Genomic DNA, 12,677 nt, shown 5'->3' on the forward strand with positions numbered 1-12,677 from the left:
TTGTCCCGCCTCAGGTCTGGTAGCCGAAGGTCGTCATCATGCCCGTGGCCATGTGGTAGAGGTGGTGACAATGGAATGCCCACTGGCCCGGGTTGCCGGCATCGACGGCGATGGTTACCGAACGCATTGGCGGGACGAGAACCGTATCGCGCACGGCACCGGGAAACCTCTGCCCGTCGATCGCTACGACCTGGAAGTGATGACCATGCAGGTGCATGGGGTGCGCCATCATGCTCGTGTTGATGAGCTTGATCTCCACCCGGTCGGCTTCGTTCACGAGGATCGGCGCGTTGAGGGCAAGGCTCCATTTGTAGGCGGCCATGTCCCCGGTAAGCTTCATCTCGTAGGACCGGGTTGCATCACGCTGGGAAAACGGCACGACCGCCCGCAGCTGCGATTCGAGCTGGAGGTCGAGCACCGGTCCGCTCTTGCTGTCCTCGGTTGCCAGCCTCGTCACTTCCGCGCCGCGGGCCCTGAGGATGATCCCGGTGCGCTGCGGCGCGCCTTCGCGCAGCGCAAGGATGGGGAACGAACGCGTCCCTGCGGGCAGCGCCAGCCTGATATCGATCCGTTGCCCCATGCTCATTGGAAAGCGGCGACCAATGATGGGAACGATGTCCTGCCCGTCCACGGCGATGAGCTCTCCCTCGATCTCGCCGAGATCAATGGTGAAAGCTGTCGCCGTCGCACCGTTGATGATGCGCAGGCGAACCCGCCCGCCGCGGTCCACATCGATGACTTCCGGATCATCGAGCGTCCGGTCGTTGGCCAGATAGGCATCGTACTCGATGTCGTTGAGATCCATTACCATTGTGCCTGCGGACATGTTGCCGTGGGCACCGTGGTTCATGTCGGCCATCGCGTCGGCGGATTGACCTTCAGTCAGGCTCGCCAGCAACTCCTCGGGCGACTTGAACGAGAAGTCGTGCAGCAGGATCACGACCTCCTGCTCGTCGGCGGGGCTTGCAGGCGAAACGATGAGCGGAGCGGCGAGCAGCGCCTGTTCCTGCAGCGTGTGGGCGTGCATCCAATGCGTGCCGCCCTTGCCGACCGGAAAGTCGTAGCTCCGCTCGTCGCCAGCTGCGATCAGCGGCGACGGGGCGTCGGGCACCCCGTCCTGGGGCCATGGGGGCGTCAGCCCGTGCCAATGTATGATGGTGCCTTGTCCGGACTCGTTGCGCAGCAGCACCTTGAATGCCCCACCTTCCGTGAGCTTCAACCCAGGTTTTCCATCGGGTCCGGTGAGGCTGAACACGCTCGCGGCCTTGCCGTTCACCTCGATGGTTCGGCGGGTAATGCTGAGGCGTTTCACGTCGTCCTCGCCAGCAAGGGCAGAACCTTGCAATCCTCTTGGCAACGAGATGGCGGCCGCTGCGACGAGGAAGCCAGAAAGCAGATCGCGGCGCTTCATTTACGTGGTTCCTTTGCGGGGCGTGTGACGAATGGGCCGCGCTGGCCCTCGATTCCGTAGGCGACGAAGCTCAGTGCCCAGACCAGGGCGAAACTCAGCAGGAGCCATTTGAAGTCGGAATCGATGGCGAAATTGACGGCGCTCATCAGCCCGATCGAGCTGATGCCGCCGACAATGGCCGCAACGACGGCGACCAGGTGGCGCCGGCGAAAGCTTGTTGCAGCCAGCGCCAGCGTAAGTATCCCCGTGGCCAGGGCGTAGCCGCCAAGGACCAGGAACACGTGGTCCAGCCAGTTTTGCAGCCGAGGCGTGATGAGAGCGAGTTCCTCCGACGTGAGCTGCATGAAACGCAGGTCCTCAGGCAGGAAAGAGGGGCGTAGGAGCATGAAGTAGACGCCTATTCCGGCGACCAGCACGCCCGCGGCAGCCAGCAGGACAAAGGATGCTCCGGCACCCTTGGCGAGGGAGCCCCTCATGGCGAACCCTCCTCGACGGGGGCCTCGGCCGCAGGCATCGCCTGCTGCATTTGATGCATCTGCTCCATCATCTGCATCTGCTGCATCTGCATCATCTGCATCATCTGCATCATTTGCATCATCTGCATCATGCCCATCACCTGCATCTGCGGCGAACCGTTCTGGCCGGGCTGCATCATGTCCATCATGCCCATCATTCCGCCCATGGGATCAGGGCAGCCGGGCGTTGCGGTGGCGCCTTCGCCATCGGCGGGGACCGGCATGGCCGGCGCATCGCCGGCCGGCGTTTCGGCCCCTTCTGGATGGTGTGGGTCGGCCTGGGCGAAGGCGGGTGCGGCCAGCCCCAAGAGCAGGGTCGCCGCGGCGAGGGATTGAATGAGGCGCATCTGGAATCTCCCGTTATGCGATGGTTGACGGCTGCTGATGCACCCGTTGCAGCGTCCATGAAGGAGCGCAGGCAAGGCACATCGGTCTCGGGCGCCGAGGCGCCACGAACTCAAGCGGGATCGCGGGGAGGGTGCTTGTTGACGAGCGGTCCGAGGCCGCTGAAGGCCGCCACCGGCCTCGCGTCCCACAAGTCTTTCAGCCGGGCGGCGAAGCTCGACTTTTGTGTAGCAAGGATGGCGGCACAGCTGCCAAGGCAACAATGGTCCCTTCCCTGATCAGCGCAGGGCTGCTGTTCGCAGTTCTCGTGTGTGTGGGCACCATGTTCCACGGCAACGACACCATGACCATTTGCACACGGCGATGCCGTTGCCGGTTGGGATCCGAAGCTCACCACAAGCAGGCTGAGGATCAGCACTGCAGCGACAATTCGGAGCTGTTCGGTCAATCGGTTCATAGTCCAGAGATTAAGCTGAACGCGAATGACGACCTTGATCGAAATCAAAGGTGGCCGAATGTGGTGCGTTCCAAGTATCCCCACTAGGCGCTTGCCGTGATCTGCCGCGGTAGCCATTAGGAGAACGAAGCGCCGAGCCGCAAACCGCCGGTCGCCTGCTTAGGAGCTCTCAACAAAAGCTGCGATTTCGTCGGCCACGTCATTGTCGTGTCCGAGCCAAATATGGCCCTCGGTGTGGTAGATTTCCAAATGTGAATCCCGAATGCGATCCTTCAGCAAACGAGAGATCTCCACGGGTCCGAACCTATCGTCCTGATGATGGCCAAACCTACTCCACGCTGGAAATTTCCGCCGCCTTCTTCCGAGGCGGTGATTTCGTGCGGCCGGCAAACTGGGGAGCCGCAAGCATGACGAGAGGCAACGAGAGCGCGAAGGCGAAGCCGAGGCCATACACGAAAAAGCCCAATGCACCCGCGAAGCCGCCGACGACGAACATCGCTACGAGTGAGGCATACAGCATCAGCTTGCGCCGGTCTGGGGGTATCACTGCGGGCGAAACGAGCCCCCCAGATGAGCGGGCCACAATGAGCCTGCCCATCTCCACACCGATGTCGGTAAGCATTCCTGTTACGTGGGTAGTTCGCATCCTGGCGCCGGAGATCTTTGTGATGGTGGCGTTCTGTAGCCCCATGGCAAAGCAGAGGACGGGAATGGTGAATGCGGCCGAAGCAGTAATTGGCGTGACGCCAATTACCCCCACGATCACAAGAAGAAGCGCCTCCAACAGGAGTGGGGCCGCGTACTGGTATCTACGATGGTGCTGTCGCGCCCAATTAATGGTGATCGTCGAGGTCGCGGACCCCGCAACGAACGCGGCGAGGGCAGCAACACCCAATGCGGCGATGGGCAGGGCACCCCTCACCGAACCGACCGCAACCATGGAAACGAGGCCCGTCATGTGAGACGTGTAGATACCGAGAACGACAAAGCCTCCGGAATTCACTGCGCCGGCAACGAACGCGAGGACCAGCGCAAGACCGAGATCCGCCGAAGGAATGCGTCGGCGCGCGGTGGTCATTCGTAGTTGACCGAACCCTCGGCGCAAGTTCCGCCGCATTGACTTAGGCTGCTCAACCATCTGTAACACCAACCGCCGACAGTGATTTGAGCTTATCGGGGAGGGCGGACGACAGTGCGTCTGATTCACGCAGACCGACTTGCGGTCTCACCGGACCAATCAATGTTTCGAGGCTAGTCCATATTCGCTCGGTCACCGTCGAGAGGGAAAGCTGGCGTTTACCGATACCGAGCATCGACTATCCGAACGCGGAAGAAAGGAAAATAATCACCAGTACCGTAGTGGTTGCCGACCTCGACCCGCGTCGGAATCACATAGCCGCCGAACTCGCCGGTTTCCTCAATCGTGCCTCCGAATGACTGCCAACGGAATATACCTTCGGGATTGGCGTTGCTCCACCGCATCATGCTCACGGTCAGCGGCCGCCCCTCCTCCGAGAGCGTCAACGACAGGGTGAGCGGCTCACCTTCGACCTCGAAGGTTACCCGTGCAGCATCATCGCCAACCGCCGCCCAGCGCGCGCCATTCTGCGGAAGAAGGCTCGCCGGCGCCCAGATTGCCTCCATGATCGATCTGCCCGCCGCTGAAAGCGCAAGGTCGCCAGTGCTCGAAAGTCTTGCCACGGGAATCAGACCCCAAACCCAGAAGCGGGTCCAGGCCTTGTCCCCAGCATAGCCGTCGGAGCCCCAGATGCGCACCATGCCGGAGCCCATCTCGGGTATCCATACGAAACCGCGCGGTGGCGAGAGCATCTGTCTGGCCTCCATGGTCATGACCCGATGGCTCTTCCTGTCGCCCAGCGCGAAGGTGCCCTTCATGTGAAGCTGAACCGACATTTTGAGCGGGGTCCCGCGGAGGATTGAGTAGGTGAGGTAGCGCCGCGCGGGCTCCGGCAAATTGACAAGCATTTCGGGATCGAATGGCCCCGCCGCCTTTTCCGGTGCGACAAAGTCCGCCCACGCCCTGTGCGCTTCTCGCATGTCTATGCGAAAGAACGCATGTGCAACGACGGCCGTCAAAACAACCAGGAGCCCCAGTGCGAGCAGCATCAGCTTGAGTATGCTCACCATAGATCAGCCCCTTGTTGCCTGTCAGGCTGGACATTTCCGCGTGCGCCGATAAGCCCTTTGCGATGATACGAAGGCTTCCACAGTGTGGAGGTCACCGGCCCCGGATTGGTCGTCGAGTTGTCCGCGCCATGCCAGGTGAGCTGCTCGCGTGTTTGGTTCAAATCTTGCGCTTCAGTGAGACATGAAAACCGGCAGGCGCGTATCGCGGATGACGTCTCGGGTAGCTCCGCCCAGAACGAACTCGCGCAGCCGGCTGTGGCCATAGGCGCCCATGACGAGAATGCCGGCGCCGCGGGAGATGGCGAAATCCTGCAGCATCTCACCGATAGGGGTCTTGCCCCGGCTCGCCTCCAACTGCTTAGCCGCTATGCCGCGATGAGCGAGAAGCTCGGTGAGACCGCTGAGGCACGCCCTCTCCACCAGCTTGTCGTCGATGATGCTGACGATGGACACGGACTTGGCACGGGCCACGATATCGCTGGCGTCACGCACCGCACGTGCCGCCGCACGGCTGCCGTCCCAAGCAATCATGACGTGATCCAGATTGATGGAGACGTCGATCGCGGGCGCCAGGATGACGGGACCGCCCGAGCCGAAGAGCACGGCTGCGCCGATACCTAGCTCGTCGCGCTCGTCCGACGGCATGACCACCAGATCATAAATACGCGCCAGGGCGGCGATCGTATCGCCTGCCTGTTCGATTCTGGTTTCGAGGGTGCTGACCTGCAGGGGCGGGCCTGCCTTCGCCATGTCATGCAGCCGCAGAAGCAGCCGATCGCCGGAACTGCGGCTGCTCAGTTCGGCCTGCAACGCCATGGCTTCCACGTGGTCGCCAAGCATCGGGATCAGACTGCGCACCGGCGGAATATCGACTTCATGGATGATGGCGGACACTCGGCCGTCCAGCGCCCGCGCTATTGCGAGCGCGTTGCAAAGCGCTGGGGTCTGTGAGGCATCGGGATAAGTGAGGACCGGCAGAAGAATGAGTGGATCGATCATTGGAGCCTCCGTGAGAGCAGCAGATGCAAGGGGGCATTCGGCCAGGAGTGAGTGCCGCCTTCAAGGATCTGCCAGGCGATGTTCTCTGGCTTGCGACCGATGGCTGCTGCGTAGGAGAGGAGGATCTCGCGCGCGGCCACCAACTGCGGCAGGTTTTCTATGTCTTCGATCGCCAGCGCCTCGCCTGCGGGTGTCGAGCCGGCTTTGACCTCGCCGGCCACAGCGGGCATCATCCCGCGTTCGACGAGATATCCGACATCGAGGGTTACGGTGTCGCCGCGCTGGTTTCGGTAAAGAACGACGAGGCGGGCACTGTGCCGATCGTCCCAATCTGCCAAGCCGTGGTCGAGCGAGGTGATCGCGTCCGCGATCGCCGCCGAAACGGAAGCGGGAATCATGCTGCAATACCGCGTGACGTAAACCATGGGGAAGGCGCACGCGACGCGGATGTCCGGAGGCGTATCGATGGCGTCGACGGCTTCGGGCGGCTGCTTGAGCGTCGGGTCGATCGCGATGTCGTTGGTGATCTTCGTTACGCAATCCAGTGCTCTGACCGCCGCCTCCGCGGCCTGCCGTTGCTGTCTGCTGGCAAGCGTCCCGGTGAGTGTTACGCGCCGATCCTTGACCTCTCCATGCACATTCCCGCGCGGAAGGCCGGGAGTCGTCCAAAGCGCCAGTTGCACGCACTCGGCCACGTTGTCGTCAGCACATGTATTGCCGACGAACGGCTCGTTGAACTCGCGCAGCGCACTGCGCCTTCGGCTATTTGTAGTCCCATGGATGTCAACGGGGTCGGTCACAGCGGCCATCCAGCGATGAACGGATATTTCTCTCATCGGACGCTAGACTGATCGGGAAGAAATCCTTTGACCTGCATCAAAGTGCAGGACGGTTCGGGTCGGCTTACTGCTACCTGGATCCACAAAGAAGGAGAGAAATGGTGAGCAGCCGGATTGCGAAAGTTTTTCTGGAGCTGGCCCGCGAGCCGGGCCACCCGTTCGGTGACTCGAAATACGCCTATCACATTTACCTGCCGCTGACGGACGATGGTCGCATCGATGCGGACTCCTGGATGCAGAATCCCGCCCGCTGCCGTGTCCGGCGCTTCCGGCCCGGCGAAGAGGCAATGAACGGCCGTCTGCGGCGTGGGCCGGGCAGTCGCTGGTTTTTCGACTATGACGACCGCACCGACTTCGACGACGAAGCCGGCTTCCGCTACGACTCAGAAAGGTTCGTTCCGGGCGAATACGTGTCGATTCGCGAGGACGACGGGTCGCTGCACACGTTCCAGGTCATCGACGTTAGACCCCAATGAAGGTCGGCCGGCGTTCTCTCAACGCCGGCCGCCAGTCCTAGCCAGGGAGGAGGTTCACTGACTGAGGTCTTCCAGGGCCTCGAGGTTGAGGATCTGAACTTCCTTGGTCGAGGCGAGACGGATCGTGCGCGCATCGATCAGCTTGCGCAGCATGCGCGAGACGGTCTCGAAGGTCAGACCGAGATAGTCGGCGATGTCGCTGCGCTGCATGGGCAGGTAGACATTGCCGGTCTCGCCCTGACGCACGTTGAGGTCGGCAAAAAACGAGGCGACCTTTTCCATCGCCGTGCGCCGGCCCAGCACCAGAAGATGCTCCTGGGCCCGGATCAGGCTCTGCAGCGCAAGCGGCAGGACGCCCTCGAGGTTGCTGTCCTCTGAGAACGGCCGCAGCGTGCGTATCCCGACGCGGTCGATGCTCTCGGCGTAGAAGTGATGCTCGCCGTCCGCTTCGAACCCGAAGACTTCGCCGGCGAAGTGGAAAGCGCTGATCTGCCGACGACCGTCATAGGTCAGGCGGTGAATGCGCACGGCCCCATACTCGACGAGGTAGAGCGGCCCGGAAGGTTCGCCTTGGGCATAAATGACGGCGCCTTCATTGTAGGGCGTCACCGCGCTCGGGCGCGAGTGCGCCAGAAGGTTCGACGCAAGGACGGGATGGTTTGCGGAGCGGGGTTGAAAAGCGCTGATGCTTGCGGTCGGCATTTTGGTACAGGCCTCGGTTTTGACTGGACCGAGAGTGCCAAGGAAGCCGGTGGAGCGAAATTCGTGTTGGTTGACTAGGGGAACTACGTAGTGGTCGCTGCAGCCGGGGAGGCGGTTGCCTTGGCGATAGCCTTGACCAATGAGAAACCCGCCACCGGCCGCTCGACCACCGCCGCGATGCTGTCGGCAAGCCACGGGATGCCAACCTCGGAAAGCAGGATGACCGGGTCCGACCGTCGGCAGAAGTCGACGATGTCAGCCTGTGGTCCGACCGCTGCCTTGCGGTCGAGCACGGTACAATCATAGCGCAAATCTGGAGGCGGAATCTTGATGTGCGGTAGATCGGTGACAGCGTAGCCCTCGGCCTCGAGCGCGAACCGAAGCGATCGGCGAAGGTCAATTTCTGGGGCAACGATGAGGATGCGGCCGTTGGCCATGGTGTTCGAACTCGAGGCAGTGTGTCAGGACCGACATACTCCCCGGACAGAGATCTTGGTTGCGCCAGATCAAATCTTGCTGGGTCGCGCGATCACCGTCCCGCGACGAGGCCTTTCAATCGACGTCGATCTCCATGACCATGCGGACAAGTTCCGGCAGGCTCCGGGCTTGCATCTTGCCCATCAGGGCCGAACGATAGACCTCGACTGTGCGTGGGCTGATGCCGAGCTCGATGGCGATCGACTTGTTGGGAAGGCCGGCCACAACCCCTCGCAGCACCTGCGTCTCGCGCTCGCTCAGGGATTTCAGGCGATCGCGGATAACGTCGGTTCCGGCCGCACTCGTCACGCGGTCCTCGGCTGCAGCCACGGCTCGTTCGATGGATTGGATCAACGCCTCGTCGCTGAACGGCTTCTCGATGAAATCGAGCGCCCCGTTCTTCATTGCCTCGACAGCCCGCTGCACGTCACCATGGCCGGTGACGACGATTGCGGGCAGCATGGCGCCCATCTCACGCAGGCGCCTCAGCAGCTCGACGCCGTCGATGTCGGGCATGCGCAGGTCGGTGACGAGGCAGCCATTGGTGATCTTGGCGGCAACGGCCAGGAAATCGGTGGCGCTGGCATGGGTGCGCACGGCGAACCCGGCGCTCGTCAGCAGGAACGCCAGCGAATTGCGGACGGGCTCTTCGTCGTCGACGATGTGGACAACAATATCAGCCATGCTCGGAACTTGCCTCGCTCAACAGGGGGAGCGTGAAGACGAAGGTTGCGCCACCACTGGAATTGCCTCGCGCATCGATCGACCCCCCGTGCGCCTCAATGATACGTTTTGAGATCGAAAGTCCAATCCCCATGCCGCCGGGCTTGGTCGAAACGAACGGCCGGAACAGCTGTTGAGCAACCTCCGCGGTCAGGCCTGTGCCTGTATCGGCGATCTCGACGGCAACGTGACCTTCATTGGTAAGGCGGGTTTCGACGTGCAGGCTGCGCGTTTCGGTATCCCTCATCGCCTCTATGGCGTTGCGCATCAGGTTGATCAGCACCTGCTGGATCTGCACGCGGTCGACCAGGACATTCCCCTCGATGATGCCATAATTGAACACCGTACGGATGCCATACTCGCGCGAACCCACTAGGGCCAGCGCCGCAGCCTCCTCGATCAGCTTCTTGATGTCCTCGCTTGTCTTTTCCGTCTCGCCACGGGTGACGAACTCGCGCAGGTGCCGGATGATGTTACCGGCCCTCAGCGCCTGGTTCGCCGTCTCCTCGAGCGCCTCCCGCACCTTTTGCGCTTCGGGCCCTTGCACCCGTTCGATCAGCCGCCGCGAGCCCTGCACATAGTTGGCGATCGCGGATAGCGGCTGGTTGAGCTCGTGGGCGAGCGTTGAAGCCATCTCCCCCAGCTCGTTGAGGCGTGAAAGACGGGCGAGCTCGCTCTGCACCTCCGCATATCGGGCGGCACTCTCCTCACGTTCGGTGAGATCCCGGATGAAGCCGGTGAAATAGGTCTTGCCGGCCGAATTGAACTCGCCGACCGCCAAATTCATCGGGAATGTCGACCCGTCCTTGCGCCGGCCGACGACGACCCGATCCGTCCCGATGATGCGTTTCTCGCCGGTGGTCAGATACCGCTCCAGATATCCGTCATGCTGCTCCCGGTAAGGGGAGGGCATCAGCATGCGCACATTTTGGCCAACTGCTTCCTCGGGCGAATAGCCGAATTGACGCACGGCCGCCTTATTGAACGAGATCATCGTCCCGTCCGTCTCGATCACCACGGTTGCATCGAGCACGGTGTCGAGGATGAGCTGCAGGTGGGCGGCGCTGTTGTCGAGTGCCGCCACGGCTTCGGCCGCGGTGCGGCGTGCGCGACTCGCCAGTATGATCAGCAGGACGAGCGCCCAGGCAAGGACGAGGCAGGCGATGGGGATGACAAACGGTTCGCCGGGAAGGTCGAGCAGTGCGCTCGCGAGTATCGTGGCAAGCGCAATGAGCGCCAGCACAGTCGCGGTTCCCTCGCTGGCAATCCTCTGCACGGTCTTGATGCCCCTGTACTACGGGGAATGTCTAGCCCGCCTGGTCCTGCGCTTCAAGTTGACCAGTCGTGGATCAATGTGCAATCAGGATCGGCACCTGTGCTTCGCTGAGCAATTGACGAGTTACCCCGCCGAGCAGCCACTGGCGCAGGCGCGAATGCCCGTAGCCACCCATGACGACGAGCTGCGCACCCGAGCGACCGGCCTCGTTGAGGATAGCATCACCCGAGCGGGTCCATCCGTCGATGACGCGCACCTCCGCCTTGACGCCATGCCGAGAGAGATGCCGGCCGATATCGCCATGTGGCTGCATTCCGCGCTCTTCGCTCGCACCGTCCTCCTCGACCACCGCGACGATCACCTCGCCGGCTGAACGCAGGAACGGCATCGCTTCTGCGACGGCTCTGGCGGATTCGCGGGTATTCTTCCAGGCAACGAGCACCCGTTCATATCTGTCAGGTGCTCGATGGGCCGGCGGTGCGAGGAATGAGGCGCGTCCGGATCCGAAAAGAACCACCTCTTCGAGACGCTCCTCGTCGTTGGCGTTGTTGTAGGGCCGCGAACCGATAAAGAGATCGGCCGTGCGGGCTTCGGAAGCGACCGCACGTCCGAGCGCACCCGGATAAGCGTCGATGCGCCGCAGGTCGTTGGGGATGGCGAGGACAGCGAATTGCCTTTCGAGTATCGCATGTACGGCATCGGCACGCTGCGTCGACTCGACAATGACCTGTTGAACCTCGGCGGCAAGCGAAGCGTCAGTGGCCACCGTGAGCTGGGGTAGCGCGTGGGCGTGCAGGCCCGTCAAATGCGCATCAAACTGCGCCGTGACGGCGAGTGCGTGTGCCATGCGCTCTTCGTCGGCCGACGAACCGGTGAGATAGACAATGACATCCTTGATCATTTCTCCAACCTCCTCAGGGGAACGGAAACTGCGGCGAGCGTATTGCTTCATTGCGAGGCCGATTTGATCCTGCTCAAGCCGTCTTCGACCATTTTCGAGCTAGCCTTGGCCATGGTGAGGAAGAAAAAGTGAGCGCCGCCATGCACGTGGTTTGCACACAATGTGGAAGCATCAATCGCATCGCGGCGGGCAAACCTGCGTGTGAAGGCCGCTGCGGCAAGTGCGGAGCCACTCTTTTCACCGGTCAGCCCGCCGACGTCACGGGCGACGGGCTCGATAGGCAGATCGCGCGCAGCGACATCCCTATCGTCGTCGACATCTGGGCTGCCTGGTGTGGTCCCTGCCGCGTGATGGCGCCGGAATACGAAGCGGCTGCACGCCGCCTCGAGCCGGATTTCCGGTTCCTCAAACTCGATTCCGAGGCCGAACCGGCCATGGCTTCACGTCTGGGCATACGCGGCATTCCGACCATGCTGCTGTTTCACGGCGGTCACGAAGTCGCCCGCAAATCCGGCGCCATGCCATCTTCGCAAATCTCTGCCTGGCTAAGACAGCACACAGGGCCCGGCCGCGTGACCGCTTGATCTCGATCACATCCATGCTCGCCAGACTGCCCCAGGATGGGGTCGCGTCTTCAGAGAAGGATCGAAAAATGAGCAAGCGGTTTGAGAAACAGGTCGCGGTGGTGACTGGCGGGGCATCGGGCATAGGAGCGGCGATCGCGCGAGAACTTGCCGCCGGAGGCGCCCGCGTAATGGTCGCCGACCGCGATGGCAATCTGCTGAAGGACGTCGTCCACGAGATCAAGGCGAACGGCGGCGAGGCAGCCGCTTTCGAGATCGACGTCGCCGTCGCCGGAGAAGTCGAGGCGATGATCGAGCATACCGAGCGCGCCTTCGGAGGCCTCGACCTTGCAGTCAACAACGCGGGCATAGGCGGTGTCGGGATGCCGACGGGCGAGTATACGCTCGAAGGCTGGCAGCAGGTGATCGATGTCAATCTCTCCGGCGTCTTCTACTGTATGCGCTACGAGTTGCCGGCCATGGTGCGGCGTGGGGGCGGGGCCATCGTCAACATGGCCTCGATCCTGGGGTCCGTAGCCTTCGCGACGGCGCCCGCCTATGTCGCGGCCAAGCACGGCGTTGTCGGCCTCACCAAGACGGCCGCGATCGAATATGCGGACAAAAACATCCGTATCAATTCGGTTGGACCCGGTTTCATCGACACGCCGCTCTTGTCCAAACACCTCGACGCCGAGACGCTCAAGGCCATTGCCGCCATGCACCCAATCGGGCGCCTCGGCACCTCAGAGGAGGTTTCTGCGCTGACCTGTTTCCTGCTGTCGAAGGAGGCCGGTTTCATCACCGGCAGCTATCATCTTGTCGATGGCGGGTACGTCGCCAAATAG

Annotated in this window: 15 protein-coding genes; 3 read left to right on the top strand and 12 right to left on the bottom strand. The window is 62.2% G+C overall.

Annotation, left to right across the window (positions count from 1 at the left end):
• Nucleotides 1-10: 10 nt before the first annotated feature.
• From QQK18_RS19400 to QQK18_RS19430, 7 genes are all read right to left on the bottom strand, one after another.
• Nucleotides 11-1,411 carry a multicopper oxidase family protein gene (locus QQK18_RS19400; protein ID WP_284342012.1) on the bottom strand — a complete coding sequence of 467 codons (1,401 nt, stop codon included), beginning with the start codon at nucleotides 1,409-1,411 and terminating at the stop codon, nucleotides 11-13.
• Nucleotides 1,408-1,887: a hypothetical protein gene (locus tag QQK18_RS19405; RefSeq protein ID WP_284342013.1), complete on the bottom strand. Its 480-nt coding sequence runs from the start codon at nucleotides 1,885-1,887 to the stop codon at nucleotides 1,408-1,410. Before QQK18_RS19405 ends, QQK18_RS19400 begins: the two co-directional genes overlap by 4 nt.
• Nucleotides 1,884-2,273 (bottom strand): hypothetical protein, encoded by a 390-nt coding sequence (locus QQK18_RS19410; protein ID WP_284342014.1) that lies wholly within the window; start codon nucleotides 2,271-2,273, stop codon nucleotides 1,884-1,886. The genes QQK18_RS19405 and QQK18_RS19410 overlap by 4 nt, the downstream gene beginning before the upstream one ends.
• A 783-nt stretch (nucleotides 2,274-3,056) precedes the next feature.
• Nucleotides 3,057-3,806, bottom strand: a complete 750-nt coding sequence (locus tag QQK18_RS19415) for a YoaK family protein (protein WP_284342015.1) — start codon at nucleotides 3,804-3,806, stop codon at nucleotides 3,057-3,059.
• A 218-nt stretch (nucleotides 3,807-4,024) separates the two neighbouring features.
• A complete protein-coding gene (locus QQK18_RS19420) occupies nucleotides 4,025-4,873 on the bottom strand; it encodes a DUF6544 family protein (RefSeq protein WP_284342016.1) in 849 nt (282 codons plus the stop codon).
• 174 nt (nucleotides 4,874-5,047) lie between these two features.
• Nucleotides 5,048-5,875: a universal stress protein gene (locus tag QQK18_RS19425; RefSeq protein ID WP_284342017.1), complete on the bottom strand. Its 828-nt coding sequence runs from the start codon at nucleotides 5,873-5,875 to the stop codon at nucleotides 5,048-5,050.
• Entirely contained in the window at nucleotides 5,872-6,684 is an 813-nt protein-coding gene (locus QQK18_RS19430; RefSeq protein WP_284342018.1) for a BON domain-containing protein, read from the bottom strand. The genes QQK18_RS19425 and QQK18_RS19430 overlap by 4 nt, the downstream gene beginning before the upstream one ends.
• A gap of 131 nt (nucleotides 6,685-6,815) precedes the next feature.
• Here QQK18_RS19430 and QQK18_RS19435 point away from each other — a divergent pair, with 131 nt between their 5' ends.
• On the top strand, nucleotides 6,816-7,190 hold the full coding sequence (locus QQK18_RS19435; RefSeq protein WP_284342019.1) for a hypothetical protein: 375 nt from the start codon (nucleotides 6,816-6,818) through the stop codon (nucleotides 7,188-7,190).
• Between the two features lie 54 nt (nucleotides 7,191-7,244).
• On the opposite strand, the gene QQK18_RS19440 is transcribed toward QQK18_RS19435, so the two are convergent.
• From QQK18_RS19440 to QQK18_RS19460, 5 genes are all read right to left on the bottom strand, one after another.
• Nucleotides 7,245-7,892, bottom strand: a complete 648-nt coding sequence (locus QQK18_RS19440; protein ID WP_284342020.1) for a helix-turn-helix domain-containing protein — start codon at nucleotides 7,890-7,892, stop codon at nucleotides 7,245-7,247.
• A gap of 83 nt (nucleotides 7,893-7,975) precedes the next feature.
• Nucleotides 7,976-8,329 (bottom strand): response regulator, encoded by a 354-nt coding sequence (locus QQK18_RS19445; protein ID WP_284342021.1) that lies wholly within the window; start codon nucleotides 8,327-8,329, stop codon nucleotides 7,976-7,978.
• 115 nt (nucleotides 8,330-8,444) lie between these two features.
• Entirely contained in the window at nucleotides 8,445-9,053 is a 609-nt protein-coding gene (fixJ, locus tag QQK18_RS19450) for a response regulator FixJ (RefSeq protein WP_284342022.1), read from the bottom strand.
• Nucleotides 9,046-10,368: a PAS domain-containing sensor histidine kinase gene (locus QQK18_RS19455; protein ID WP_284342023.1), complete on the bottom strand. Its 1,323-nt coding sequence runs from the start codon at nucleotides 10,366-10,368 to the stop codon at nucleotides 9,046-9,048. Before QQK18_RS19455 ends, fixJ begins: the two co-directional genes overlap by 8 nt.
• A gap of 73 nt (nucleotides 10,369-10,441) precedes the next feature.
• On the bottom strand, nucleotides 10,442-11,269 hold the full coding sequence (locus QQK18_RS19460) for a universal stress protein (RefSeq protein ID WP_284342024.1): 828 nt from the start codon (nucleotides 11,267-11,269) through the stop codon (nucleotides 10,442-10,444).
• Nucleotides 11,270-11,409: 140 nt separating this feature from the next.
• Between QQK18_RS19460 and trxC the strand changes: the two genes are divergently transcribed.
• Entirely contained in the window at nucleotides 11,410-11,853 is a 444-nt protein-coding gene (gene trxC / locus QQK18_RS19465) for a thioredoxin TrxC (protein WP_284342070.1), read from the top strand.
• Nucleotides 11,854-11,921: 68 nt separating this feature from the next.
• Nucleotides 11,922-12,677: an SDR family NAD(P)-dependent oxidoreductase gene (locus QQK18_RS19470; RefSeq protein ID WP_284342025.1), complete on the top strand. Its 756-nt coding sequence runs from the start codon at nucleotides 11,922-11,924 to the stop codon at nucleotides 12,675-12,677.

This window comes from Devosia nitrariae (genome assembly GCF_030160115.1).
Classification (GTDB): domain Bacteria; phylum Pseudomonadota; class Alphaproteobacteria; order Rhizobiales; family Devosiaceae; genus Devosia; species Devosia nitrariae.